Raw genomic sequence first — 24,672 nt, 5'->3', positions numbered from 1 at the left:
GGGCGGGCGCCGGCCTCACAGTCCTGGGCCCTGAGGCCTAAGTGATCGTCAGATGGAGGATGTCCTCCAGGAACGGGATCCTCAGCCAGGGATCCGGCTGCACCATGAGCGCCAGCAGCACGATGAGCCCGCCCATGACGCCGTACGTGACCATGTCGGTGAACCGCGACCGCACGGCGAGCATGCCGACCGACGGCAGCGTGCGCCGCAGACAGGCGCCGACGAGCAGCGCGACACCGACGAGCATCGTCCCGACCCGGAACGACTGCGCGAAGAGGTCCGTCCCGACGATCAGCAGCCCCAGCGCCGCGAGCCCGAGCACCGTCAGGAGCGGCCACTGACGCGCGGGGGCGGAGGCGTCCCCGGCGGCGGCCCGCCCGCCCCCTTCGGGGCGCGCGGTGTCGGTCGTGAGCGACGGGGGCCGCCGCCTACGGCCGGGCGGGACGGGGGTCGCGGCACCGGCCGCGGCACCCGCCGCCGCACCGGAGTCAGTACGGGAGTCCGTACGGGAGTCGGCATCGGAGTCCGCTTGGGCCGACGCCGTACCTTCGGCGGCCTCGACGCCCTCGCCGCCCTCGACGTCTTCGCCGCCCTCGGCACCCGAAGACCCGACCGGCGCGCCCTCCGCGTCGGCCGTGACCCCCTCGGCGCCCTCGGCGCCTTCCGCGCCCTCGGCGCCCGGTGTGTCGCCCCCCACGACCTTCGACGTCATCGTCAGAGCGCCTCGGCCGCGCGCTCGGCGGCCTCGACGACGTTGACGAGCAGCTGCGCGCGGGTCATCGGGCCGACGCCACCGGGGTTCGGGGAGATCCAGCCCGCGACCTCGGTCACCCCCGGGTGCACGTCGCCGAGGATCTTGCCCTCGCCGTCGCGCGAGACGCCGACGTCCAGGACGGCCGCGCCCGGCTTCACGTCCTCCGGCTTGATCAGGTGCGGCACGCCCGCCGCCGCGACGATGATGTCCGCCCGCCGCAGGTGCGCGGACAGGTCGCGCGTACCGGTGTGGCACTGCGTGACGGTCGCGTTCTCCGAGCGCCGCGTGAGCAGCAGCGGCATCGGGCGGCCGATCGTGACACCGCGCCCGACGACCACGACCTCCGCGCCGTTGATCTCCACGCCGTGGCCGCGCAGCAGCGTGATGATGCCGTTGGGGGTGCACGGGAGCGGCGCCGGCTCGTTCAGTACGAGGCGGCCCAGGTTCGTCGGGTGCAGACCGTCGGCGTCCTTGGCCGGGTCCATCAGCTCCAGGACGCGGTTCTCGTCGATTCCCTTGGGGAGCGGGAGCTGGACGATGTACCCGGTGCACGCGGGGTCCTCGTTGAGCTCCCGTACGACCGCCTCGATCTCCTCCTGCGTGGCGGTCGCGGGCAGCTCGCGCTGGATCGAGGCGATGCCGACCTGCGCGCAGTCGCGGTGCTTGCCCGCGACGTACTTCTGGCTGCCCGGGTCGTCGCCGACCAGGATCGTGCCGAGGCCGGGCGTGACGCCCCGCTCCTTCAGGGCCGCCACGCGGACGGCCAGTTCGGTCTTGATCGCGGCTGCGGTGGCCTTGCCATCGAGAATCTGGGCGCTCATGGGCCCATCCTCCCGGATGACCCCTCGCTAGTTCCAATTCGCCTGGACGCGGACCGCGCGGAGGCGGAGGGAACGGTTCTGGGAAGGTTGCACTCGCACAACGCACCGACTACCGACTGGACAAAAAGTCGACGGTACGACGACGATGTCGGCGAAGTGCCGCGGGCAGTGCCGGGGGGCGAACCGCTCATATGCCGTGAAAGTTCCTCCGCGCGGGCCGCGTCGTCCCCGCACAGACCAACGGAGGAATCCCGCGATGAGCTTCGGCGAACCGAACAACCCCTACGGCCAGCAGCCGCAGGGGCAGCAGCCGGGCTACGGCTACCCCCAGCAGCAGCCGGGCCAGCAGCCCGGCTACGGCTACCCGCAGGCTCCCCCGATCCAGCAGCCGTACGGCGCGGGCGGTTACCCGGGCATGGCCATGGAGATGCCGGGCGGTGTGAAGTCGGCGCGCGTGATCCTCTGGATCGTCAGCGGCCTCAACGTGATCGGCGCGCTCGCCGTCATCGCCATGTCGTTCGCGATCGAGGGCGAGCTCGAGCGGTCCGGCGCCTCGTCGGCCGACGCCGAGATGTTCGCGGACCTGGGCCAGGGCGTGCTGATCGGTCTCGGCATCTTCTCGGCGATCATCGGCGTTCTCGGCATGGTGCTCGCCGCCAAGTTCAAGACGGGCGGCAGCGGCGTTCGCGTCTGCACCATCGTCTACGCGTCGTTCATGGTGCTGTTCAGCATCTTCTCGCTGCCCGCGGGCATCATCAGCCTGGTGCTCGGCATCCTGATCATCGTCTTCGTGGCGAAGGCGGACGGCGCGGCCTGGTTCAACCGCCAGAAGCAGCAGTACTGATCACTGCTGATCGCTGACACCGGCGGTCATGCCACACCGAAGGGGCCCGGTTCCGTTCTCGGAACCGGGCCCCTTCGGCATGCGACTCTCGATCAGCTCCGCTTGAGCACCACGAACTGTCCCGCCTGCGCCGACACCTCGTACCGCGCCTCCGGGTGCAGCTGGGACGCCAGCTGCACGGGGTCGGTGACCGGCTGGGACCAGCCGGAGGAGAGGTCGAGGGCGAGGTAGTCCGGGCTGACCCCCTTCGCCCCGCCGACCCAGTAGACCGTGCGGTCGGCGGTGAGGTGCGCCATCAGCGGCACGTTCGTCTCGACGCTCGCCCCCGTCGGCACCGCGTCGACCGCCCGCCGGGCCTCCAGCGTCCGGGCGTCCGTACGGTACGTCTCCGAGCGCAGCAGCTCCCGCAGCGGCAGGTCGAGGGCGAGCACGATCGCGACGGCCGTGACGACCGGGACGACGACCTTGCCGTACGACACGAGCCACGCGCGCGGCGAGGTGCGGACGGTGCGGACCGCGTCGACCAGGGCGAGGAAGACGATCGGCATCAGGATGGCGCTGTAGTGCCAGATCATCCCCCAGTGGTTCGGGTCCTGGGAGAGGAAGCGCCAGCCGAGCGTCGGCAGCACGAGCAGCATCAGCGGGGAGCGCAGCGCCAGGAAGCCGGTGATGCCGACGAGGAAGAAGACCATCTCCCACTTCACGTCGGAGCCGAGCGAGGTGAGGAGCACCTGGGCGAAGGAGACGTCCGCGCCCTCGCCGGTCTTCTCGATCTTGGCCCAGTAGTCGTACTGACCGACCCGGCTCGCCGCCGGGATCAGGACCAGGACCGTGAGGGCGAAGAACGCGGCGCCGAAGGCGGCCAGGGCCGCGCCGAGCCGCTTCTGCCCCTTGAGGAAGAGGACGGCGCCGACCATGGCGACGGTGAGCCCCATGTCCTCCTTGACCAGGACCAGCGGCGCGGACCAGGCGGCGGCCGCCGTCCAGCGCCCGAGGAGCAGGGCGCGGCAGGTCAGGGCGAGCAGCGGGACGGCGAAGGCGATCTCGTGGAAGTCGGACTTGACGGCTTCCTGGAGGCCCCAGGACAGGCCGTAGGCGACGGTGAGCCCGAGTCCTGCGGCGCGGCTGCCGAGCACCTGGTGGGCGGTGTGGCCGACGACGACGGCCGAGGCGGCGAAGAGCGCGGCCTGTGCGAAGAGCAGGGCGAGCGGGGAGGACCAGATCCAGTACAGGGGCGCGAGGAGCGCTGTCACGGGACTGAAGTGGTCCCCGAGTATGAGGAAGCCGGGGCCCTTGATGTCGACGATCGGGGCCCGGAACTCGGCGTAGGCCCGGACGGACTGGTTGAAGATCCCGAGGTCCCAGGAGGGCGTACGGAAGTGCGCGTACTGGACCCAGGAGTAGAGGAAGTAGAGCGCGCAGAGCACGCCCGCCACCAGGGCGTACGGGAGCAGGGGCGCGGCGGCGAGTTCACGCTCGGCGTGCTCGGCCGGCCCGGCCCTTCCGGCGCGCTCGGCCTCCGGGGCGGCGGCCTGGGCCGGCACCCCGTTCTGTACTTCCAACATCGCGCCCCCACCTAGAGCCGCCGACAAAAGAGCAACCCATTAGACCAGAGCGCCGGTGGCGGCCGACCGGAGCGACGGTACGGGGGCGACGGGGCCCGCCGGTGAAGACCGGCGGGCCCCGGGGTGTCGGCGTGTGCCGACCTGTCGGCAGTCCGTGCCGACCTCGCCGTCAGTGCGTCAGCGCGTCAGTGGAAGAAGTGGCGCGTGCCCGTGAGGTACATCGTCACGCCCGCCTTCTTCGCGGCCTCGATCACCTGCTCGTCGCGGACCGAGCCGCCCGGCTGCACGACCGCCTTGATGCCGGCCGCCGTGAGGATCTCCAGGCCGTCCGGGAACGGGAAGAACGCGTCCGAGGCCGCGTACGCGCCGCGCGCCCGCTCCTCGCCGGCGCGCTCGACCGCGAGCTTCGCCGAGTCGACGCGGTTGACCTGGCCCATGCCGACGCCGACCGAGGCGCCGTCCTTGGCGAGCAGGATCGCGTTGGACTTCACGGCCCGGCACGCCTTCCACGCGAAGGCGAGCTCGGCAAGGTCGTCGGCCGACAGCGCCTCGCCGGTCGCGAGCGTCCAGTTCGCCGGGTCGTCGCCCTCGGCCTGGAAGAGGTCGAGGTGCTGGACGACCGCGCCACCGGAGATGGGCTTGATGTCGTCGATCATCGCGGCGGGGTAGCCGTCGACCTTCAGGACGCGGATGTTCTTCTTCCGCGCCAGGATCTCGACCGCGCCGTCCTCGAAGTCCGGGGCCGCGATGACCTCGGTGAAGATCTCCGCGACCTGCTCGGCCATCGCGACGGAGACCGGACGGTTCACGGCGATGACGCCGCCGAACGCCGACAGCGGGTCGCAGGCGTGCGCCTTGCGGTGCGCCTCGGCGACGTCCGCGCCGAGCGCGATGCCGCACGGGTTGGCGTGCTTGATGATCGCGACACAGGGCGCGTCGTGGTCGAAGGCGGCGCGCCGGGCCGCCTCGGTGTCCACGTAGTTGTTGAAGGACATCTCCTTGCCGTGCAGCTGCTCGGCGTTGGCGAGTCCGCCACGAAGGCCGTCGGTGTAGAGCGCGGCGCTCTGGTGCGGGTTCTCGCCGTACCGCAGGGACGACTTGCGCTCCCAGGTCTTCCCGAGGAACTCCGGGAGCTCCGCGTCCTCGTCGGCCGCGTAGCTGTCGGTGAACCAGGAGGCGACCGCCACGTCGTACGCGGCCGTGTGCTGGAAGGCCTCGGCCGCCAGGCGCTTGCGGGCGGTCAGGTCGAAGCCGCCGCTCTTGGCCGCCGCGAGGACGTCGGCGTACCGCTCCGGGGAGGTGACCACGGCCACGGACGGGTGGTTCTTCGCGGCGGCGCGGACCATCGACGGGCCGCCGATGTCGATCTGCTCGACGCACTCGTCGGGGGTGGCGCCGGAGGCGACGGTCTGCTTGAACGGGTACAGGTTCACCACCACCAGGTCGAAGGGCTCGACGCCCAGCTCGGCGAGCTGGTTGCGGTGGTCCTCCAGACGCAGGTCGGCGAGGATGCCGGCGTGCACGCGCGGGTGCAGGGTCTTCACCCGGCCGTCCAGGCACTCGGGGAAGCCGGTGAGCTCCTCGACCTTGGTGACCGGGACGCCGGCCGCGGCGATCTTCGAGGCGGTGGAGCCGGTGGAGACGAGGGCGACACCCGCCTCGTGCAGGCCGCGGGCCAGCTCCTCAAGGCCGGTCTTGTCGTAGACGCTGACGAGTGCGCGGCGGATGGGGCGCTTCGTACCTTCGGCGGTCACGGGATTGTTACCTTTCGTCCCTCAATGCGGTAGCCGTGCCGGGCCAGACGCCCCACGACCTCGACGAGCAGCGAGCGCTCGACTTCCTTGATGCGCTCATGGAGCGCGGCTTCATCGTCCTCGTCCCGGACCTCGACCACGCCCTGGGCGATGATCGGTCCGGTGTCGACGCCGTCGTCGACGAAGTGGACGGTGCACCCGGTGACCTTCGCGCCGTACGCGAGTGCGTCCCGCACTCCATGGGCACCGGGAAAGCTGGGCAGCAGCGCCGGGTGGGTGTTGACGACCCGGCCGCCGAAGCGGGCGAGGAACTCCTTGCCGACGATCTTCATGAAGCCGGCCGAGACGACGAGGTCGGGCTCGTACGCGGCGGTGGCCTCGGTCAGGGCGCGGTCCCACTCCTCGCGGGTCGCGTGGTCCTTCACCCGGCACACGAACGTGGGCAGTCCTGCGCGCTCGGCCCGCTCCAGACCGGCGATGTTGTCGCGGTCGGCGCCGACGGCGACGATCCGGGCGCCGTAGCCCTCGGGGCCCTCGGGGTCGGCGGCGATCGCGTCGAGCAGGGCCTGGAGGTTGGTGCCGGAGCCGGAGACCAGGACGACGAGGCGGGCGGCGGCCACAGGGTCACTCTTTCCGTGGTGTTTGTACGGTCGCACGAACGAATCGTGCCTCTGGATACGGGGAACCCTACGAAGGTCCCGACCGTCAGCAACGATACCGGCACACGGGAAGGCCCCCACGGGACGGGGGCGTGGCCGCGGGGTAGCGTCGGGTTCACGACAGTTGAGCCCGTACCTTGAGACGGCAGTTGAGACAGCAGTTGCGACGACAGAGGGAAGACGTTCAGCAGATGCCGGAACGCCAGTCCACGGACGACAACAACCCGTTCGCGCCGCCGCCCGAGGGGCAGCCGGACCAGCCGTGGCAGCCGCGGCGGCCGGAGGGCTCGGACGACGACGCGTCGTCCGGGTCGTCCGGACCCGCCGACGGCTCCGGCCGCTCCGGAGGCCGCTGGAGCAGCCGCCAGCCCGGCCGCTCCTCCGACGGTTTCGGCCGCCGCCCCGAGCGCCCCTCCGGCCCCGACGGACAGGGCCAGGAGCCCGGGCCCCGGTGGGACCCGAAGGATCCGATGCAGCGGCGGGCGCGGTACTCGCTGCTCGCGGGCATGTGGGGCTTCTTCTTCGCCCTCTTCGAGATCCCGGAGCTGGCGCTGCTCCTGGGCGCCCTGGGTCTGTACTGGGCGATCAGCGCGCTGCGCGCCAAGCCGAAGGCGCAGGCCCCGGCGCAGGCGACCGCTTTCGACCAGCCGCAGAGCCCGGCGGCCGCTCAGCAGCCGCCCGCGAAGACCGGAGCCCCGTCCGGCCTGGCCGCCCGTACGCAGCGCACGGCGGCGGTCAGCGGTCTGATCGCGGCCTCGCTGTCCCTGCTGATCGTCGCGGGCAGCTTCACGCTCCAGCTCGTCTACCGCGACTTCTACACCTGCGCCGACGACGCCCTGACCAAGTCGGGCCAGCTGGCCTGCAACGACCTGCTGCCCAAGCCGCTGCGGGACGTCATCGGCGTCCGGGAGTAGCGGCTACTCGTCTCCGTCCTTCGCCGGGGCCTCAGGGGCCGGCGGCGGAGGTGGCGGAGGCGGAAGGGCCGGTTCCCAGGCCGCCGGGAGGAAGTCGTACGACTCGAACCCGGTGTCGTCGTACGCGTCGTCGTCCTCGGCCTCGACCTCGCGGGCAGGAGTCGGTACGGGGACGACCGGGGTCGGGGTCGGCGCCTGCACCGGCGGCAGCGGCTCCGCCTCGGCCTCGGCCCACGGCCCCGCCGTCACGGCCGGCGCCGGCTTCGTGCCGCGCAGGCCCCAGGCCCGTACGCCCAGCGCCACCGGCACCCCGACCGCCGCGCACCACAGCACCGCCGCCGCCCCGGTCTGCCACCACACCGGGCCGAACACCGCGAGCCGGCCCGCGCCGAGGGGCCCTCCGGCGGCCCCCGCGAGGAGGGCCGTCGCCGCACCGCACACCCAGGCGCCGATCAGGGCCGTCAGCGCCGCCTCCCGGGCCGTCCAGGCCCGTGCCGACCGGCCCACACCCGCGCCGAGGACCACGGCCGCCACGAGCGGGACCGTCGCCGCCGCCCAGTGGACCCAGCCGCCCGGTCCCGCGCCGGGCAGCGCGGCAAGCAGCGGGAAGGGCGGGACGGCCGCCGCGCCGGTGAGGCCCAGCGGGGTCGCCGAGGCACCCGTACCGAGCGCGAACCCCGGCCCGAGGCCGTACGAAGCCCCCCACACCGCCGCGTTCGGCACCAGCGCGACGGCAAGGAGCAGGACCGAGGCGCGCCCCGACCACTCCCCCGCGAGCCCGGCGAACGACTCCTGAGCCGCGGCCGCGTGCCAGACCAGCGAGGCCCCGAACACCGCTGCCCCGCCGGCCGGCAGGACCACGAGCGCGGGCGCCACCGAGCGCAGCGCCACGGCCGCGTGTTCCTGGCGCGGGAGGGGCCGTCCTGCCGACGTCCACGCGCCGAGCCCGGCGAAGGCGGCCACCGTCAGGGGCAGCCACAGGCCGGCGCTCAGCAGGTCGGCGGGGAGCGAACCGCTCACCGAGTAGAGCACCACACCGGCCGCGACCAGCAGATACCCGGCGCACACGGCCGTCACGGCCGCCATTCCGGCCGCCACTCCGGCCGCTCGCTCCTCCGCGTACGGCTCCATGGCGCCCCGCGCGATCCGGTGCAGGAGCCAGGCCGGCAGCGCCATGAGCAGCAGCGGGGTGATCCCGAGCGGCGCGGGCAGGCCCGAGGCGGTGTCCGTGCGGATCAGGTCCACGCCGTGGGCGAGCAGCCAAAGACCGGCGGCCGTGTGCAGCGCCTCGCCGGGACCGCTGTCGGGGTACGGCGAGCTGATCCACGCCGCCGTCACCAGGACCGCGAGGGCGCCGAGCCCGAGCCCCGCCGCGACCCCGCCGCGCACGAACGCGGCCCCGAGAGCGGCGGACCGGCCGCCCTGGGCCAGTGGCTCGGCCGGCAGCGCGGGGGTGTGCTCGGTCAGGTGGGTCACGCGCCCATGCTGCCAACGACACGCGCTTTTCTCGCGTAACAGGCAAAACGCCGTTGTGTCGCTCAAGATACGTTTATGTACTTTTCCGCCCGGAACGCCCTTGCGGGAGGTCGTCGCCGATGAACCGGAGCATGCCCTCCCCCAAGGAGCGGCGCAGACTGCGCGAGGCCAGGGGACTGAGCGAGGACCAGGTCGCGGAGGCCATGGGGGTCACGCGGGCCACGGTCAGGTCCTGGGAGACCGGCCGCACCACACCACGGGGGCGGAAGCAGGAGGCGTACGCGAAGCTGATCGGCGCGTACGAGGACCAGGGCGCCCCCACCCCCGAGTCCGCGCCCCCCGCCGAGCCGCCCACGCCACCCACGCCCGCCGAGCCGCCCACCCGAGTGGCCGAGCCCCCGCAGCACGTGGAACCCCCGACGCACGTGGCCAAGCCCGCCACCGCCGGCGCGGCGCCCACCGCGAACACCCGCCCGAGAGCCGCGGCCAAGCGCGCCGCGAAGCCGCCCAAGACCCCTGCGGCGGCCGCCCCCGGCTCCGGCACCGGTCAGAAGGCCCCCCGCGCCGTCCGGGCGGGCTGGGCCGCCGCCCAGCAGCCCCTGGAGAAGCTGAAACCGGTCGAGCCCATGCCCACTGCGGAACCCCCGGCCCCCGAAGCCCTCGAAGCCCCCGTCGAGCCCTCGCTCACCCCGGAAGAGGCCTTCGACGCCCTCTACGCGCACGCCGCGCCCGGTCTCGTCCACCAGACGTACCTGCTCACCGGCCGCCGCCGGCTCTCCCGGGAGGCCGTGGAGCACGCCTTCCACCACGCCTGGCAGCACTGGCCCGAGGTCGCGGTCGACCGTGACCCGGTGGGCTGGGTGCGGGCGGCGGCGTACGAGTACGCGCTCTCCCCCTGGCACCGGCTGCGCCGCGGCCACAAGCACCCGGACGCCCCGCCCACCGAGGCCGGGCGGCGGGACCTGCTCGCGGCGCTGCTCGAACTGCCGCCGCCGTACCGCCGTACCGTCCTGCTCTACGACGGGCTCGGCCTCGACCTGCCCGACACGGCCGCCGAGACCGAGGCGAGCACCCCCGCGGCCGCCAACCGGCTGCTGCACGCCCGTACCGTCATCGGGGAGCGCGTGCCCGACCTGGCCGACCCCGACGCCCTCCACCGGCGCCTCGGCGCGCTGGTCGAGGAGGCGCCGACGGCGACGCTCGCGGAGGCCAGGAGCGTACGGACGGGCAGCGAGCGGCAGGCGCGGATGTGGACGCGCGCGGTCCTCGCCGTGACGGCGGCGCTCATCGGGGTCACGGCCTTCACGGCCGCGACCGCGCCGACGCGGTACCTGCCGGTCAACCACCCCGGCGAGACCGTCAACGGCGTGCCGGTGCGCGGCGGCTCGCAGAAGCTCACCCCGGAGGACGTGGAGCTGCGCGACAGCCTGCGCTCCCGGCCCCACCACGGCCCGGAGCGGCTCATCCCCGACACGCAGTAGCGCGGCCGTACGCCGAGTGCGGGCGTACGCGAGTGGGCCCCGCCCCTGCCCGGTTTCCCGGGAGGGGGCGGGGCCCACCTGTGCGGTTCAGACGACGCCGCTCAGCTTCAGCCCGCGAGGATCGCGCGCGCCAGCTTGGCGGTCTCGGTCGGCGTCTTGCCGACCTTGACACCGGCGGCCTCGAGGGCCTCCTTCTTCGCCTGGGCGGTGCCGGAGGAGCCGGAGACGATGGCGCCGGCGTGGCCCATGGTCTTGCCCTCGGGCGCGGTGAAGCCCGCGACGTAGCCGACGACCGGCTTGGTGACGTTCTTCGCGATGAAGTCCGCCGCACGCTCCTCGGCGTCGCCGCCGATCTCGCCGATCATGACGATCAGGTCGGTGTCGGGGTCGGCCTCGAACGCCGCGAGGGCGTCGATGTGCGTGGTGCCGATGACCGGGTCGCCACCGATGCCGACGGCGGACGAGAAGCCGATGTCACGGAGCTCGTACATCATCTGGTACGTCAGCGTGCCGGACTTCGAGACCAGGCCGATGCGGCCCGGCTTCGTGATGTCGCCCGGGATGATGCCGGCGTTGGACTGGCCCGGGGTGATGAGACCGGGGCAGTTCGGGCCGATGATGCGGGTCTTGTTGCCCTTCGACTGCGCGTACGCCCAGAAGGCGGCGGAGTCGTGGACGGCGATGCCCTCGGTGATGACCACGGCGAGCGGGATCTCGGCGTCGATCGCCTCGACCACGGCGGCCTTGGCGAAGGCCGGCGGGACGAAGAGGACGGAGACGTTGGCGCCCGTCTTCTCCATCGCCTCGGCGACGGAGCCGAAGACCGGGACCTCGGTGCCGTCGAAGTCGACGGACGTGCCGGCCTTGCGGGGGTTCACGCCACCGACGATGTTGGTGCCGTCACCCAGCATGAGCTTGGTGTGCTTCATGCCCGTGGCACCGGTCATGCCCTGGACGATGACCTTGCTGTCCTTGGTGAGGAAGATAGCCATGGTGTGCTTGACCTCGTCCCTTACTTCGCAGCCGCGAGCTCGGCGGCCTTGTCGGCCGCGCCGTCCATGGTGTCCACACGCTGCACGAGCGGGTGGTTCGCGTCCGACAGGATCTTGCGACCCAGCTCCGCGTTGTTGCCGTCGAGGCGCACGACCAGCGGCTTGGTGACCTCTTCGCCCTTGGAGGCGAGGAGCTCCAGCGCCTGGACGATGCCGTTGGCGACCTCGTCACAGGCGGTGATGCCACCGAAGACGTTGACGAACACGGACTTGACGTCCGGGTCGCCCAGGATGATCTCCAGGCCGTTCGCCATGACCTCGGCGGAGGCGCCGCCGCCGATGTCGAGGAAGTTGGCCGGCTTCACGCCGCCGTGGTTCTCACCGGCGTACGCGACGACGTCCAGGGTCGACATGACCAGGCCGGCGCCGTTGCCGATGATGCCGACCTCGCCGTCCAGCTTGACGTAGTTGAGGTTCTTGGCCTTGGCGGCAGCCTCGAGCGGGTTGGCTGCGGCCTTGTCCTCGAGCGCCTCGTGCTCCGGCTGACGGAAGTCGGCGTTCTCGTCGAGAGACACCTTGCCGTCCAGGGCCAGGATGCGGCCGTCCTTGGTCTTCACCAGCGGGTTGACCTCGACGAGGAGCGCGTCCTCGGCGACGAAGGTCTTCCACAGGGTCACCAGGGCCTCGGCGACACCCTCGGCCACGTCGGCCGGGAACTTCGCCAGGGCCACGATCTCGCGGGCCTTCTCGATGCTCACGCCGTCGACGGCGTTGACCGGGACCTTCGCGAGGGCCTCGGGGGTCTTCTCCGCGACCTCCTCGATGTCCATGCCGCCCTGCACCGACGCCATCGCGAGGAAGGTGCGGTTGGTGCGGTCGAGGAGGTAGGAGACGTAGTACTCGGCCTCGATCTCCGGGGACAGCTCGGCGATCATCACCTTGTGGACCGTGTGGCCCTTGATGTCCATGCCGAGGATGTCGGTCGCACGGGCGACCGCCTCGTCCGCGTCGGCAGCCAGCTTGACGCCGCCGGCCTTGCCGCGGCCGCCGACCTTCACCTGGGCCTTGACGACGGACTTGCCGCCGAGGCGCTCGGTCGCGGCGCGCGCGGCCTCAGGCGTGTCGATGACTTCACCGGCCAGCACCGGTACTCCGTGCTTGGCGAAGAGGTCCCTCGCCTGGTACTCGAACAGGTCCACGCGCGTCCGTCCCTTTTCTGATGATCGCGGTTCGTTGTCTGCGTGGGCGTGCCGCGAAGGGCAACGTGACTGCGCTGTCACAAGGGAGGCGTACACGGTGTCCGTGGACGCGGCATGTCCGTCCCGCAGGTTATCCCCGCAGGACGTTGGTCCCTAAATCGCAGGTCACACCGGAGCGGTGATACGGGTCACAGATCGTAGGGGTACGGGGGCGGTCCGTGGAGTACCGGGCCGATGGCCCCGGCGCCCGCGGCACAGGTGGGAACAGGGCTCCGGCCGCCTCACGACCCGCCCGTCCCCGAAGTGAGGGTCCGGGCGGCCGAGGTGTGATATGGGACTCAGTGCGTCCGGACGCGTCCGCTCGGGTGGTGCCGGGGCTACGGATTCCTGACCCACGGCGCTACGGATTCCGCGGTCCCTGCGCCGTGTCCGGCACGGGCAGCGGGCGCTTCTCGATCGCCGCCGCCATCACCTCGGGGAAGAGGTCGGGGGTGCAGGCGAAGGCCGGCGCGCCGAGCGCCGCGAGGGCGGCGGCGTGCTCGCGGTCGTAGGCGGGGGCGCCCTCGTCGGAGAGCGCGAGCAGGGCGACGAACTGCACTCCGGAGGCCTTCATCGCGGCGACCCGCTTCAGCATCTCGTCGCGGATGCCCCCTTCGTAGAGGTCGCTGATGAGGACGACGACCGTGTCGGCCGGGCGGGTGATCTGGGACTGGCAGTACGCGAGGGCGCGGTTGATGTCGGTGCCGCCACCGAGCTGGGTGCCGAACAGGACGTCGACCGGGTCGTCGAGCTGGTCCGTCAGGTCGACGACGGCGGTGTCGAAGACGACGAGCCGGGTCGCGATGGCCCGCATGGAGGCGAGGACCGCGCCGAACACGGAGGCGTAGACGACGGACGCGGCCATGGAGCCGGACTGGTCGATGCAGAGGACGACGTCCTTCTTGACCGACTGGGCGGCGCGGCCGTAGCCGATGAGGCGCTCGGGGACGACCGTGCGGTACTCGGGCAGGTAGTTCTTGAGGTTGGCGCGGATCGTCCGGTCCCAGTCGATGTCCCGGTGGCGCGGGCGGCTGATCCGGGCGGAGCGGTCGAGCGCGCCGGTGAGCGTGGCCCGGGTGCGGGTGGCGAGGCGCTTCTCCAGGTCGTCGACGACCTTGCGGACGACGGCGCGGGCCGTCTCCTTGGTCGTCTCGGGCATGGCCTTGTTGAGGGAGAGCAGCGTGCCGACGAGATGGACGTCGGCCTCGACGGCCTCCAGCATCTCGGGCTCCAGGAGGAGGGTGGAGAGCCCGAGGCGGTCGATGGCGTCGCGCTGCATGACCTGGACGACGGAGCTCGGGAAGTACGTCCTGATGTCGCCGAGCCAGCGGGCCACGGAGGGCGCGGAGCCGCCGAGGCCCGCGGACCTGTCGCGCTCGCGGGCGCGGCGGTCGGTGCGGCCGTCGCTCCGTCCGTAGAGCGCGGTCAGGGCTCCGTCCATGGCGGCGTCCGTGCCGGTGAGGGCGCAGCCGGTGCCGTCGGCCTCGCCGCCGCCGAGGACCATGCGCCAGCGGCGCAGCCGTTCGTCGTGCCCGGCTCCGGCCGCGGCCGGGCTGTCGGTCGTCGCGGTCATCGGTCCACCCCCACGAGGTCGGTCGGTCCCAGGATCAGTTCGAGCACGGGCAGGACTCCGTCGGCCCGTTCCTCGTCGAGCGCGGTGCCGAAGCCGGGTACGGCGGCGTCCGTACGGTTCGCGGCGGTGGCGGACGGGCCGCGGGCGACCAGCTCGCCCAGGGTGCGGCGCACGCCTGGTTCGTACGCGGAGAAGGTGCGGCGCAGCAGGGGCAGGACGTCGGTGAAGGCGTCCGCCGTCACGCCGGTCAGCCAGGTGTCGACGAGGGCGAGCAGCCGTTCGTCGTGGACGAGGAGCATGCCTCCTCCGGAGGCGCCGCCGACGAAGCCCTCGATCCAGGCGGCGGCGTCGGCGGGCGGGGTGCCGGGCGAGAGGGCGAGGCCCATGAGCCGCGCGGCCTCCTCCTCGTCGAGCCCGCCCTCGTCGAGGAGGAGTCGGGCGGCCCGGCCCCGGATGGTGCCGGGCACGCTGTCGCGGGCGGCGAGCCCGCGCAGGACGCCGGTCCACCGGGCGGCCGTGCCCTCGCTGTCCGTGCTGTCGCTGTCGGGGAGCAGGGGGAGCGCGCCGTGGACGGCGTCGAGGTGGCCGCGCATCTCGGCGGCGGCGTCGGTGTCGAGGCCGGTGCAGGCGGGCGGCAGGCCGACGCAGATCCGCTCGGCGAGCCCGGCCGCGACCTCGCCGAGCGCGGCGGTGTCGGTGGCCCGGACGTCGCCGTAGCGCAGCGAGCGGGCCAGCGCGGGCAGGGCCTGGGCGAGGTGGGCCACGTCCGTGTCGAGCGCGGCGCGGTCGGCGAGGGCGGTCATGACGACGGGGAGGGCGGCGCCGAGTCCGGCGAGCAGGCACTGCTCGGCGAGCGCGGTGACGTCGGCGAGCGCGGTCGCCTCCTGGGCGCGGGCCTCTGCCTTGGCGACGGCGGCGGACTCGACGGTGGTGCCCCAGACGCCGGCTTCGGCGACCCGGACGTGGAGTTCGGGCTGCCAGCGCAGCCGCCAGGTCTCGCGGAAGGTGCCGGTGCTGCCTCGTCCGGCGACGGGCGTGCCCCACTCGACGGAGAGCAGCCGCAGGCGGTGCAGGAGTCGGCTGCGGGCGGCGTCGTTCTCCTTGCGCAGGTCGAGTTCGAGCTCCCGCTCCTGGGCCTCCGGCTTGAGCCGCAGGCTCTTCTGGAGCCGGGCGAGGTCGCGCTGGAGGGGGACGGCGGGGGCGTCGTCGGGGACCTCGCCGAGGACGTCGCCGACGACGAGGCGGTCGCGCACGAGGTCGAGCGGGACGTCGGAGCCGTCGCACATCACGGCGCGGACGGCGTCGGTGGTCTCGCCGAGCCCGGCGAGGGGCCGGCCGCGCATCGCCGCGAGGGTCTCGGCGAGCCGGACCGCCTCGATGACGTGGGCGGAGGAGACGAAGGTGTCCTCGTCCCTGAGGAGGCCGGCGACCTTGGTCATCCAGCGCTCGATCGGGCGGTCGGGGGCGGCGAAGAGGTGTCCGTACCAGCCGGGGGCCTCGATGCCGGCGCCGTAGCCGGAGCGGCGGGCGAGGCGGCGGTGGGTCCAGGGCACCCACGTCATCTCGGTCTTCACCTTGGGCAGGCCCTTGAGCAGGGCGCGGTCGGCGGTGGCGGTCGTCGCGACGGTCAGCGCGGGCACGTGCCAGGCGCCGCAGACGACGGCCACCTCGTCACCGAACTCCTTGCGGGCGGCCCGCAGCTGGAGCCGCATGTACGCCTCGCGGATCAGATCGCGGGCGTGGCCGCCGTCGCCGTGGGTCTCGCGCAGCGCGCCCATGGCGTCGGCGAGCGCCTCGAAGGGGGCGACGGGGTCGGCGGCGCCGCGCAGTTCGACGGCGTCCTCCCACCAGCGCTCGGGGTCGTCGTATCCGCCGGCCCGGGCGAGCTCGGCGATCGGGTCGACGCGCAGGCCCTGGTCGGCCTCGGGTTCGTCGCCCTCGCCGTCGCCCCAGGTGGGGTCGGTGGCGGCGAGGGTGTGGGCGGCGGGCAGGTCGATGAACCGGACGGCGGCGCCGTGGGCGAGGGCCCAGCGGATCGCCACCCACTCGGGCGAGAACTCGGCGAAGGGCCAGAACGCGGCGCGCCCGGGGTCGTCCACGGCGTGGCCGAGCAGCGCGACGGGCGGCCGCATCGCGTCGTCGCCGGCGAGCGCGAGGATCCCGTCGGCCTCGGGCGGCCCCTCGACGAGGACCGCGGCGGGCCGCCGTGTCTCCAGCGCCCCGAGCACGGCCCGGGCGGAGCCGGGCCCGTGGTGCCGCACGCCGAGGAACAGGGGCCCCGCCGTCATGCGCTCACCTCGCGGCAAGCGCGGTAGAAGTCCTTCCAGCCGTCTCTTTCCCGGACGACCGTCTCCAGGTACTCCTGCCAGATGACGCGGTCCGCCGCCGGGTCGCGGACGACCGCGCCGAGGATGCCGGCGGCGACGTCGGCGGAGCGCAGGACGCCGTCGCCGAAGTGGGCGGAGAGCGCCAGGCCGCCGGTGACGACGGAGATCGCCTCGGCCGTGGAGAGCGTCCCCGAAGGGGACTTGAGCTTCGTGCGGCCGTCCGCGGTCACCCCGTCGCGCAGCTCGCGGAAGACGGTGACGACCCGTCGGATCTCCTCGACCCCCTCCGGCACGGCCGGGAGGTCGAGCGAGCGGCCGATCTGGTCGACGCGGCGCGCGACGATGTCGACCTCCGCCTCCGGGGTCGCGGGCAGCGGCAGCACGACCGTGTTGAAGCGGCGGCGCAGCGCGCTGGAGAGGTCGTTGACCCCCCGGTCGCGGTCGTTGGCGGTGGCGATCAGGTTGAAGCCCCGTACCGCCTGGACCTCCTGGCCGAGCTCCGGGATCGGCAGGGTCTTCTCGGACAGGATCGTGATGAGCGTGTCCTGCACGTCGGCCGGGATGCGGGTGAGCTCCTCGACCCGGGCGGTCAGCCCCTCGGACATGGCGCGCATGACGGGGCTGGGCACGAGCGCGTCCCGGCTGGGGCCGTGGGCGAGCAGCTTGGCGTAGTTCCAGCCGTACCGGATCGCCTCCTCGGGCGTGCCGGCCGTGCCCTGCACGAGCAGGGTCGAGTCGCCGCTGACGGCGGCGGCGAGGTGCTCGGACACCCAGGTCTTGGCGGTGCCGGGGACGCCGAGCAGCAGCAGGGCCCGGTCGGTGGCGAGTGTGGTGACGGCGACCTCGACGATCCGGCGCGGCCCGACGTACTTCGGTGTGATCACCGTGCCGTCGGGGAGCGTCCCGCCGAGGAGATAGGTGGCGACGGCCCACGGGGACAGCTGCCAACGGGCGGGCCGCGGCCGGTCGTCGGCGGCGGCGAGCGCCTTGAGCTCGTCCGCGAAGGCGTGTTCGGCGTGCGGCCGCAGGGCCTCGGAGCCGAGGTCGGGGCCGCTCGGCGCGGCCTGGCCGGGCAGCGCCGCGGCGCCCGTCCCGGTGTCGGTTCCGGCACCGGGGACGGTGCTCGCGATGGTTTCGGACACGGTCATGGATCCCCCTCCAGATCGTTCGACCTGATGTGGGATCCACCGTGCACCATGCCACTGACAGTCGGCCGTCACCGCAGGTCAGCGGCGAACTCCAGGGGTGCGTACGGGTGTCAGCCGGCGATCGGGGAGACCGCGACGCAGCCGCCGGCCATCGCGTCCTGGCCCTTGGCCTCCTTGATGACCTTGCCGTCGTGGATGACCTTGCAGGTGAGGTCGGCCGGGTCGAGCGCCATCGGCATGACGGCCGGGGGCATGATCCCCTTCAGCGTCACCGTCTTCTTCCACGGCGTGGTCGGCTTCGCCTCGGTCTCCAGCTTCGGCTCCATGGCCGAACCGCTGCCGCCGTGGAACTGGATCGACTCGACGCCCTTGCCGGTGACCTCGTACGTGACCTCGTAGGTCTCGTTCACGGCCTTGTCGGCCTGGTCGGCGGCCTTCTCCGCGGCCGCGCAGGCGCCGAGGCCGAACGCCAGGCCGGTGACGGCGAGCGTCGCGACGGCGGTGCGGATGGTGCGGTTCATGGTGGGTCCCCCAGTGAGGTCGGTGGTTCGACCTCGGCAGACAATCGTAAAGAGAAGGCAAAGTCAAATGCCGCCACGCCGTTGTCCCCAGCCCGGAACGAGCCCGCCCCGACCCGGAAAAGTGCAGGTCAACTCCGTTGTCAGTGGCGCCCCCTACGGTCGAGGGCATGGACACACAGGGGGTGCGCTGGACGGCGGATCAGGTGCTGGCACTGGCTCCTGACGACGCCTCGCGCAAAGCGGGAAGCAAGCTCGGCACGGCCGGGCCGTGGTCCGGTACGGGCACGGGCGGCGAGGGGGCCGTCTGGGGGCTGTGCCGGGGCAGCGGCAGCAAGCCGTACCGCACGGTCGTCGACACCACGGGCCCGGCGTACTCGTGCAGTTGCCCCAGCCGGAAGTTCCCGTGCAAGCACGCGCTGGGGCTCCTGCTGCTCTGGGCGGGGGACGCCGAGGCGTTCGCCGCCGACCCCGACGTGCCCGACTGGGCGGCGACGTGGCTGACGGGCCGGCGCGAGCGCGCCGCCGCCCGCACGCGCGGCGCGGAGGGGACGGGACCGGCCGCCACCGCCGATCCCGAGGCCGCCCGGCGCAGGGCGGAGCGGCGCGCGGCCCGGATCACGTCGGGTGCGGAGGAGTTGGAGCAGCGCCTGGCCGACCTGCTGCGCGGCGGCCTGGCCTCGGCGGAGCAGGCCGGGTACGCCCTGTGGGAGGAGACGGCGGCTCGCATGGTCGACGCGCAGGCACCGGGACTCGCGGGGCGGGTACGGGAGTTGGGGGCGATACCGGGCTCGGGGCCCGGCTGGCCGGTCCGGCTCCTGGAGGAGTGCGCGCTGACCCATCTCCTCGACCGGGCCTGGCTCTCCGTCGACCGGCTCCCGGACCCGCTGGCGGCGACCGTACGGACCCGGGTGGGCCTGACCGCGCCCGCCGAGGGCCCCTCGGTGCGGGACCACTGGCTGGTCCTCGCCCAGTACGACACGGGGGACGGCAAGTTGACGACCCGCCGCATCTGGCTGCACGGCCGGGCCACCGGGCGCACGGCGCTGCTCCTCTCCTTCGGGGCGGCCGGCCACGCGCCCGAACTGGCCCTGCCGGTGGGCGTGGTCGTCGACGCCGCGCTCGTGCTCCACGCGGGCGCGGGGGCGCTCCGCGCGGAGCTGGGCGAGCAGTTCGCCGCCCCGGCCCCGTTCGACGCCCCGCCCCCGGGCGCCACGGTCGGCGACGCGCTCACCGCCTACGGGCTCGCGCTGCGGGAGGACCCCTGGCTGGACTCGTGGCCGGTGACGCTCACCGACGTCGTCCCCCTGCCTACGGAGCACGGCTGGCAGCTCGCGGACGCGGCGCCCTTGCTGGACGCCGCCCCGGACGCGGCCCCCGGCGAGGCGGTGCCGCTGAGCGGTGCCGCGCTCGGACGGCCCGGCCTGTGGCGGCTCGCCGCGCTCTCCGGGGGCGGCCCGGTGACCGTCTTCGGGGAGTGCGGGCACCGCGGGTTCACCCCGCTCGCCGCATGGTCGGCCGACGCCCCGGGCGAGACGGTCCCGCTCCACTGAACCTCGATCGGCACGACGGCCTGGAGGCCTCCATGGACGCCTGGGAAGAACTCGTCACTTCGGCGCTGCTCGGCACGGACCGCCGCCCGCCGACGCTCCCCGCGCGCACGACGCGCTCCGCGCCCTCCGACGCGGGCGCGGGCAACGCTCCCGTAGCCCTGCTCGACGCCGCCGCGCTGCACACCGTACGGAGAAGGGCGGGCCTGCGGCCCGGGCCCGCGGCCGCCGCACCCGAGCCCGCCCCGCACGACCACCGCACGCCCCTGCCCGCGGCCGCCCGCCACCGGCTCGGCCTGCTCCTCGCGGGCCGGGCCGCCCCCGCCCCGTCCGGCGGCCGGCGCGGGGCCGCGCCCGACCTCGCCGAGCTGCTCCCCCAGTGGCTCGCCGCCGCCAACGAACACGGCTACCGGGCACCGGCGTCCGCGCTGCCCGCCCTTCTCGACGCCGCCCGCGCCCGGACGGACCTGCGCCCCCAGGCGCTCGCCCTCGCCGGGCCGCGCGGCCTGTGGCTGGCCGGGCTCAACCCGGACTGGAAGTTCGCCCTGCGCGGCGCGGCGAGTGGTGCCGCGCTCCCCGACCCCGGGGACGGCGAGGCGGTCAAGTCCCTGTGGGACGAGGGCCTGTTCGCCGAGCGGGTCGCGCTGCTCGCCGCCACACGGGCCGAGGACCCGGCGGCCGCGCTGGCTCTTCTGCGTTCGACCTGGGCGGCGGAGCGGGCCGAGGACCGGCTGATGTTCCTGGACTCGCTGCGGGCCGGACTCTCCGGCGCGGACGAGGAGTTCCTGGAGGAGGCCCTGTCCGACCGGAGCCGTAACGTCCGCTCGACCGCCGCCGAACTGCTCTCCGCCCTGCCCGGATCGGCGCTCGCCGGCCGGATGGCGGACCGGGCGACCTCCTGCGTCTCCCTCGACCGTACGGAAGGGAGCGCGACGATCGTGGTCGAGGCGCCGCACGAGTGCGACGCCGGGATGCAGCGGGACGGCGTCGTCGCCACCCCGCCGGCGGGCCGCGGTGAGCGGTCCTGGTGGCTGGGCAAGCTCGTCGACTCGGCGCCGCTGTCGTGCTGGCCGGCGCGGTTCGCGGGCCGCTCGGCCGAGGAGATCGTGGCGCTGCCGGTCGCGGACGACTGGGCGGGCGAGCTGCACGCGGCGTGGTGCCGCGCGGCGGTCCGCCAACGGGACGCCGACTGGTCACGCGCCCTGCTCGGCTCCCCCGCGACCCCGCCGGCAACCGGCCCGGGCACGTCGTCCCTGGCGGAGCGGGCGCAGCTGCTGTCGACGCTCCCGGACGAGGAACGGGCCCGCTGGGTCGCCTCGTTCATCGCGGCGCACGGCCTGTCGGAGGCCTTCCAACTCCTCGGCGTCTGCACGGTGCCCTGGTCGGAGCCGCTGGGCGGCGCCGTGATCGACGCCCTCGACATCGCCCGCGACGCGGGCAGCTACCCCTGGAGCTTCAGCGGCGTGATGGGCCTGGCCGAGCGCTGCCTCTCCCCGGAGTCGGCCCCCCAATTGGAGTCCCTGACCGCCCTCACCACAGAACCGGAAGACGCCTCCCCGGGAGCCGGCGGCTACTGGTCGGAGGCCTTCCAGCGCCTGGTCTCCACCCTCCGCCTGAGATCCCAGATGCAGACGGAACTGACACCCCCGCCGCAATGACCGGACCATGCCGGCCGCCTCGGGGCGGGCGCCGTCGCGGCGGCGGCGCCCGGCTCGACCCTGCGGAGGCGGCCGTTCAAAACAACTACACAGAGCTACACGGAGCTCCGTGGCGTAACGCAGAGCTACGCGGCGACCCGGACGTTCTTGTTCACCCAGTCGACGATGGACGTGGTCGTCGCGCCCGGGGTGAAGATCTCCGCCACGCCCTTCTCCTTCAGCGGCGCGATGTCCGCCTCCGGGATGATGCCGCCGCCGAAGACCTTGATGTCCTCCGCGTCGCGCTCCTTCAGCAGCTCCAGCACCTTCACGAACAGCGTGTTGTGCGCGCCCGAGAGGATGGACAGGCCGATCGCGTCGGCGTCCTCCTGGATCGCCGTGTCCACGATCTGTTCGGGCGTCTGGTGCAGCCCCGTGTAGATGACCTCCATACCGGCGTCACGCAGCGCCCGCGCGATCACCTTGGCCCCGCGATCGTGGCCGTCGAGACCCGGCTTGGCCACCACCACGCGGATCGGACCGGTCACACCCATCTCTGCCTCCACATGCGACCCCCGCGCTTCATTGCCGGGGAGGTGAACGAACGTTATCGCCAGCATCCCGCACCCTGCTGTTTCGCGGAGGACTCCGAGGGGGAAATCACACGTGGGACATTGTTCGCTCTGCGCCGGACCCGCCCGGGCCCTCCTCCTGGGCCCACCAGCCGCAAAGGGTCGTGCGCAAAGGGAGCCGCTACGGGGTAGCCGTACGTCCGGGCCGCAGCCGCAGGTCCGGACGTACGGCTCACCGCACTGCCGTTCGGCCCCGCGTGCCGTTCGGGAGGCCGACGATGGAGCTCACCAGGCTCACCAAGGTCACGACCGCACTGAAGGCCAACGCCCTGGAGCTGGCCATCCTCACCGGCCACCTGCTCCTCTACCCCTCCGGAATGATCGCCGCGCGCCCCGAGACCGACACGGTCGGCGAGGACGGCGCGAACCGGCGGCCCGGGACCGGACGCCCCGTGGTCCTCCTCCACGGCTTCGCCGACAACCGCTCCGTCTTCGTCCTGCTCCGCCGCTCCCTGGTCCGCCACGGCCGTCACCCGGTCGAGTCGTTCAACTACTCTCCGCTCACGAACGACCTGCGCGTGGCCGCCGAGCTGCTCGGCCGCCACGTCGAGGAGCTGTGCGCCCGGACCGGCCACCACGAGGTGGACATCGTCGGCCACAGCCTGGGCGGCCTCATCGCCCGTCATTACGTACAGCGCCAGGGCGGTGACGCGCGCGTGCGCACGCTCGTCATGCTCGGCACCCCCCACTCCGGCACCACCGCCGCCCCCTGGGCCGGCGCCCATCCCCTGGTGCGCCAGATGCGCCCCGGTTCGGACGTGCTCCAGGAACTCGCCGAACCCACCCCGGGCTGCCGGACACGCTGCGTCAGCTTCTGGAGCGACCTGGACCAGGTGATGGTCCCGGTGGAGACGGCCCGGCTCGACCACCCCGATCTGCGCGTGCACAACGTTCGGGTCAGCGGCATCGGTCATCTCGCCCTGCCGGTGCATCCGACCGTGGCGGCAGGGATCCGCGAAGCGCTCGATGCCGACGACGACACCGAAGCCACCGAGCCCGGAGCCGCCTCCGTGGCATGACCCGGCTCCTCTGACGACCCGCCAGAAGGTGTCTGTTCTTCGAACGTTCCTCGAACACAGGGCCAAGGCTCTCCCCCGAGGCCGCCGAAACACGGCCGATTGCCCGTTTCCTGTGGAACCAAAACCCTCGGAAGATTGTCGCTTGCGTATACCGCCGGGTACAGTCGCGCCACTGCTTTAACCCGGGACACCCTCGTCGGGCCCGCCCCGGACTGGCCCTGCCGCCGAGGCGAGAGAGAAGTTGGTGAACGACCAGCACCCCCACGCCGGGTACGTCGGAGACGACGCCCACAGCACCGGCAGCTTCGCCACCGACCCGCTCTTCGGCGCCCTCCCGGGCGGCTACGACGCCGGTCACAGCGGCCAGTACGACAGCACCCAGTGGACCGGCACCCAGCAGTGGGACACCACCGCGTACGGCGCCACCACGCATGACGACACCACGGGCCAGTTCGACACCACCGGGCAGTACGACACCACCGCCGCCCAGTACGGCACCGTCACCGCCCAGTACGACGCCGCGCAGTACGACACCACCGGCCAGTGGGACGCCTCCGCCTGGAACGAGGCCCAGCAGACCGGCCAGTACGAGACCGCGCACTTCGCCTCGTACGACACCACGGGCCAGTGGACGAACCCCTCCTTCGAGACGGGTACCTACGACGCCACCGCCTGGAACCAGGCCGAGCCCGTCGTTCCGCAGCAGTACACCCCCGAGTACGAGTACGTCCCCGAGCAGCCCGCCGCGTACGAAGAAGTCGCCTACGAGGACGTCACGTACGCGACCGAATCCACCACCGCGTACGAGGCCGACCCCTCACACGAGTCGCACGAGACGCACCAGTCGTACGAGACCCACGAGTCCCATGGATCGTACGAGTCCTACGAGGACGGCTACGACCAGGAGTACGCGTACGAGCACGACTCCGAGGACCCCGCCGTCGAGACCCTCACGGAGTCTCCGGCCGTTCCCGCGCCTGCCGCCGGCCGCCCCGTGCGCCGTTCCTCCGGTGGCAGCCGAGGCCGCCGCCGTACGCCCGCGAAGCGCTCCGCGCTGCTGACCGTCGCCGTCCCGTCCGCCTGTGTCATGGGCGTCGCCGGGATCGCCGCCGCCTCGGTCGGCGGCCTGTCGGACACCGGCGCCGGCACGAAGGACGACACGACGGCGCTCGCCGCCGCCGACCCCGCCTCCGTGAAGCCGGTCGCCGCCAACAACAAGCTGGACACCCAGCTCGCCGCGCTGAGCGCCGACGCCCGCGACTTCGGCGACCGCGCCAGCCGCACCCAGGAGCGCATCGACCTCAAGGCCCGCCAGGAGGCGGAGCGGAAGAAGCGCGAGGAGGAGGCGGCCCGCAAGGAGGCGCTGCGCCCCAAGTTCGCGCTGCCGGTGAAGCTGCACCAGCTCAGCGCGAGCTACGGCCAGGCGGGCGTCAACTGGATGTCCGTGCACACCGGCATCGACTTCCCCGTCCAGTACGGCACGAAGGTCATGGCCGCGACGGACGGCACGGTCCGCACCCAGTACAACAGCGCCTACGGCAACATGGCGATCGTGACCGCGCCGGACGGCACCGAGACCTGGTACTGCCACCTGAGCAGCACCAAGATCCGCTCGGGCAAGGTCCAGGCCGGCGACGTCATCGCGTACTCGGGCAACTCGGGCAACTCCACCGGTCCTCACCTCCACTTCGAGGTCCGTCCGGGCGGCGGCGCGGCGATCGACCCCGAGGCGTGGCTGCGCAGCCACGGTCTCAACCCGACGGGCTGAGA

At 73.2% G+C, this 24,672-nt stretch carries 20 protein-coding genes; 7 read left to right on the top strand and 13 right to left on the bottom strand.

Annotation, left to right across the window (positions count from 1 at the left end; genetic code table 11):
* Positions 1 to 37 precede the first annotated feature (37 nt).
* Together AB0F56_RS26160 and AB0F56_RS26155 are read right to left on the bottom strand one after the other, a co-directional pair.
* The gene (locus AB0F56_RS26160; protein ID WP_362013793.1) at positions 38 to 712 is read right to left on the bottom strand and encodes a DUF3017 domain-containing protein; all 675 of its coding nucleotides are present in this window, start codon (positions 710 to 712) and stop codon (positions 38 to 40) included.
* Positions 713 to 714: 2 nt separating this feature from the next.
* Positions 715 to 1,575, bottom strand: coding sequence for a bifunctional methylenetetrahydrofolate dehydrogenase/methenyltetrahydrofolate cyclohydrolase (locus AB0F56_RS26155; RefSeq protein WP_362013792.1), 861 nt, complete (start codon positions 1,573 to 1,575; stop codon positions 715 to 717).
* Positions 1,576 to 1,831: 256 nt separating this feature from the next.
* Here AB0F56_RS26155 and AB0F56_RS26150 point away from each other — a divergent pair, with 256 nt between their 5' ends.
* Positions 1,832 to 2,419: a hypothetical protein gene (locus AB0F56_RS26150; protein ID WP_362013791.1), complete on the top strand. Its 588-nt coding sequence runs from the start codon at positions 1,832 to 1,834 to the stop codon at positions 2,417 to 2,419.
* Between the two features lie 92 nt (positions 2,420 to 2,511).
* Here AB0F56_RS26150 and AB0F56_RS26145 read toward each other — a convergent pair whose 3' ends face one another.
* The 3 genes from AB0F56_RS26145 to purN all read right to left on the bottom strand — a co-directional run bounded on the left by AB0F56_RS26145 (position 2,512) and on the right by purN (position 6,358).
* Positions 2,512 to 3,984 carry a DUF2079 domain-containing protein gene (locus AB0F56_RS26145; protein WP_362013789.1) on the bottom strand — a complete coding sequence of 491 codons (1,473 nt, stop codon included), beginning with the start codon at positions 3,982 to 3,984 and terminating at the stop codon, positions 2,512 to 2,514.
* Between the two features lie 185 nt (positions 3,985 to 4,169).
* Entirely contained in the window at positions 4,170 to 5,738 is a 1,569-nt protein-coding gene (gene purH, locus AB0F56_RS26140; protein WP_362013787.1) for a bifunctional phosphoribosylaminoimidazolecarboxamide formyltransferase/IMP cyclohydrolase, read from the bottom strand.
* Positions 5,735 to 6,358: a phosphoribosylglycinamide formyltransferase gene (gene purN / locus AB0F56_RS26135; protein WP_362013786.1), complete on the bottom strand. Its 624-nt coding sequence runs from the start codon at positions 6,356 to 6,358 to the stop codon at positions 5,735 to 5,737. Before purN ends, purH begins: the two co-directional genes overlap by 4 nt.
* A 230-nt stretch (positions 6,359 to 6,588) precedes the next feature.
* Between purN and AB0F56_RS26130 the strand changes: the two genes are divergently transcribed.
* The gene (locus AB0F56_RS26130) at positions 6,589 to 7,311 is read left to right on the top strand and encodes a hypothetical protein (RefSeq protein ID WP_362013785.1); all 723 of its coding nucleotides are present in this window, start codon (positions 6,589 to 6,591) and stop codon (positions 7,309 to 7,311) included.
* A 3-nt stretch (positions 7,312 to 7,314) separates the two neighbouring features.
* Here AB0F56_RS26130 and AB0F56_RS26125 read toward each other — a convergent pair whose 3' ends face one another.
* A complete protein-coding gene (locus tag AB0F56_RS26125) occupies positions 7,315 to 8,787 on the bottom strand; it encodes a DUF6350 family protein (protein WP_362013783.1) in 1,473 nt (490 codons plus the stop codon).
* Between the two features lie 119 nt (positions 8,788 to 8,906).
* Between AB0F56_RS26125 and AB0F56_RS26120 the strand changes: the two genes are divergently transcribed.
* Entirely contained in the window at positions 8,907 to 10,268 is a 1,362-nt protein-coding gene (locus tag AB0F56_RS26120; RefSeq protein WP_362013782.1) for a sigma factor-like helix-turn-helix DNA-binding protein, read from the top strand.
* Between the two features lie 107 nt (positions 10,269 to 10,375).
* Here the strand turns inward: AB0F56_RS26120 and sucD are convergent, their stop codons facing one another.
* The 6 genes from sucD to AB0F56_RS26090 form a co-directional block, all read right to left on the bottom strand.
* Positions 10,376 to 11,260: a succinate--CoA ligase subunit alpha gene (gene sucD / locus AB0F56_RS26115; RefSeq protein ID WP_260229316.1), complete on the bottom strand. Its 885-nt coding sequence runs from the start codon at positions 11,258 to 11,260 to the stop codon at positions 10,376 to 10,378.
* A gap of 20 nt (positions 11,261 to 11,280) precedes the next feature.
* Positions 11,281 to 12,459 (bottom strand): ADP-forming succinate--CoA ligase subunit beta, encoded by a 1,179-nt coding sequence (gene sucC / locus AB0F56_RS26110; RefSeq protein WP_362013780.1) that lies wholly within the window; start codon positions 12,457 to 12,459, stop codon positions 11,281 to 11,283.
* A 400-nt stretch (positions 12,460 to 12,859) separates the two neighbouring features.
* Positions 12,860 to 14,071 carry a VWA domain-containing protein gene (locus AB0F56_RS26105; RefSeq protein ID WP_362013779.1) on the bottom strand — a complete coding sequence of 404 codons (1,212 nt, stop codon included), beginning with the start codon at positions 14,069 to 14,071 and terminating at the stop codon, positions 12,860 to 12,862.
* Positions 14,068 to 16,359 carry a DUF5682 family protein gene (locus AB0F56_RS26100; RefSeq protein WP_362013777.1) on the bottom strand — a complete coding sequence of 764 codons (2,292 nt, stop codon included), beginning with the start codon at positions 16,357 to 16,359 and terminating at the stop codon, positions 14,068 to 14,070. The genes AB0F56_RS26105 and AB0F56_RS26100 overlap by 4 nt, the downstream gene beginning before the upstream one ends.
* Positions 16,356 to 17,546 (bottom strand): AAA family ATPase, encoded by a 1,191-nt coding sequence (locus AB0F56_RS26095; RefSeq protein WP_362013775.1) that lies wholly within the window; start codon positions 17,544 to 17,546, stop codon positions 16,356 to 16,358. The genes AB0F56_RS26100 and AB0F56_RS26095 overlap by 4 nt, the downstream gene beginning before the upstream one ends.
* Before the next feature lie 110 nt (positions 17,547 to 17,656).
* Positions 17,657 to 18,067, bottom strand: coding sequence for a hypothetical protein (locus AB0F56_RS26090; RefSeq protein WP_362013774.1), 411 nt, complete (start codon positions 18,065 to 18,067; stop codon positions 17,657 to 17,659).
* Between the two features lie 167 nt (positions 18,068 to 18,234).
* Between AB0F56_RS26090 and AB0F56_RS26085 the strand changes: the two genes are divergently transcribed.
* Both AB0F56_RS26085 and AB0F56_RS26080 read left to right on the top strand, forming a co-directional pair.
* The gene (locus tag AB0F56_RS26085) at positions 18,235 to 19,617 is read left to right on the top strand and encodes an SWIM zinc finger family protein (RefSeq protein ID WP_362013772.1); all 1,383 of its coding nucleotides are present in this window, start codon (positions 18,235 to 18,237) and stop codon (positions 19,615 to 19,617) included.
* A 32-nt stretch (positions 19,618 to 19,649) separates the two neighbouring features.
* On the top strand, positions 19,650 to 21,272 hold the full coding sequence (locus AB0F56_RS26080; RefSeq protein ID WP_362013771.1) for a DUF5691 domain-containing protein: 1,623 nt from the start codon (positions 19,650 to 19,652) through the stop codon (positions 21,270 to 21,272).
* A gap of 125 nt (positions 21,273 to 21,397) precedes the next feature.
* Here AB0F56_RS26080 and AB0F56_RS26075 read toward each other — a convergent pair whose 3' ends face one another.
* A complete protein-coding gene (locus AB0F56_RS26075; protein ID WP_362013769.1) occupies positions 21,398 to 21,805 on the bottom strand; it encodes a cobalamin B12-binding domain-containing protein in 408 nt (135 codons plus the stop codon).
* A gap of 296 nt (positions 21,806 to 22,101) precedes the next feature.
* On the opposite strand from AB0F56_RS26075, the gene AB0F56_RS26070 reads away from it, so the two are divergent.
* A complete protein-coding gene (locus tag AB0F56_RS26070; RefSeq protein WP_362013768.1) occupies positions 22,102 to 22,902 on the top strand; it encodes an alpha/beta fold hydrolase in 801 nt (266 codons plus the stop codon).
* A gap of 244 nt (positions 22,903 to 23,146) precedes the next feature.
* Entirely contained in the window at positions 23,147 to 24,670 is a 1,524-nt protein-coding gene (locus tag AB0F56_RS26065) for a M23 family metallopeptidase (protein ID WP_362013766.1), read from the top strand.
* Positions 24,671 to 24,672: the final 2 nt, after the last annotated feature.

The sequence above is a fragment of the Streptomyces sp. NPDC026092 genome (assembly GCF_040638605.1).
Lineage (GTDB): Bacteria > Actinomycetota > Actinomycetes > Streptomycetales > Streptomycetaceae > Streptomyces.
Note: the sequence above shows the minus strand (reverse complement) of the source record. Positions and strands in the feature narration are given on the sequence as shown.

Excerpts from the sequence above, each read along its gene's own strand:
- AB0F56_RS26160 (WP_362013793.1), bottom strand. The coding sequence starts at position 712 with ATGACGTCGAAGGTCGTGGGGGGCGACACACCGGGCGCCGAGGGCGCG.
- AB0F56_RS26155 (WP_362013792.1), bottom strand. The coding sequence starts at position 1,575 with ATGAGCGCCCAGATTCTCGATGGCAAGGCCACCGCAGCCGCGATCAAG.
- AB0F56_RS26150 (WP_362013791.1), top strand. The coding sequence starts at position 1,832 with ATGAGCTTCGGCGAACCGAACAACCCCTACGGCCAGCAGCCGCAGGGG.
- AB0F56_RS26145 (WP_362013789.1), bottom strand. The coding sequence starts at position 3,984 with ATGTTGGAAGTACAGAACGGGGTGCCGGCCCAGGCCGCCGCCCCGGAG.
- AB0F56_RS26130 (WP_362013785.1), top strand. The coding sequence starts at position 6,589 with ATGCCGGAACGCCAGTCCACGGACGACAACAACCCGTTCGCGCCGCCG.
- AB0F56_RS26120 (WP_362013782.1), top strand. The coding sequence starts at position 8,907 with ATGAACCGGAGCATGCCCTCCCCCAAGGAGCGGCGCAGACTGCGCGAG.
- sucD (WP_260229316.1), bottom strand. The coding sequence starts at position 11,260 with ATGGCTATCTTCCTCACCAAGGACAGCAAGGTCATCGTCCAGGGCATG.
- AB0F56_RS26105 (WP_362013779.1), bottom strand. The coding sequence starts at position 14,071 with ATGACCGCGACGACCGACAGCCCGGCCGCGGCCGGAGCCGGGCACGAC.
- AB0F56_RS26100 (WP_362013777.1), bottom strand. The coding sequence starts at position 16,359 with ATGACGGCGGGGCCCCTGTTCCTCGGCGTGCGGCACCACGGGCCCGGC.
- AB0F56_RS26095 (WP_362013775.1), bottom strand. The coding sequence starts at position 17,546 with ATGACCGTGTCCGAAACCATCGCGAGCACCGTCCCCGGTGCCGGAACC.
- AB0F56_RS26090 (WP_362013774.1), bottom strand. The coding sequence starts at position 18,067 with ATGAACCGCACCATCCGCACCGCCGTCGCGACGCTCGCCGTCACCGGC.
- AB0F56_RS26085 (WP_362013772.1), top strand. The coding sequence starts at position 18,235 with ATGGACACACAGGGGGTGCGCTGGACGGCGGATCAGGTGCTGGCACTG.
- AB0F56_RS26080 (WP_362013771.1), top strand. The coding sequence starts at position 19,650 with ATGGACGCCTGGGAAGAACTCGTCACTTCGGCGCTGCTCGGCACGGAC.
- AB0F56_RS26075 (WP_362013769.1), bottom strand. The coding sequence starts at position 21,805 with ATGGGTGTGACCGGTCCGATCCGCGTGGTGGTGGCCAAGCCGGGTCTC.
- AB0F56_RS26070 (WP_362013768.1), top strand. The coding sequence starts at position 22,102 with ATGGAGCTCACCAGGCTCACCAAGGTCACGACCGCACTGAAGGCCAAC.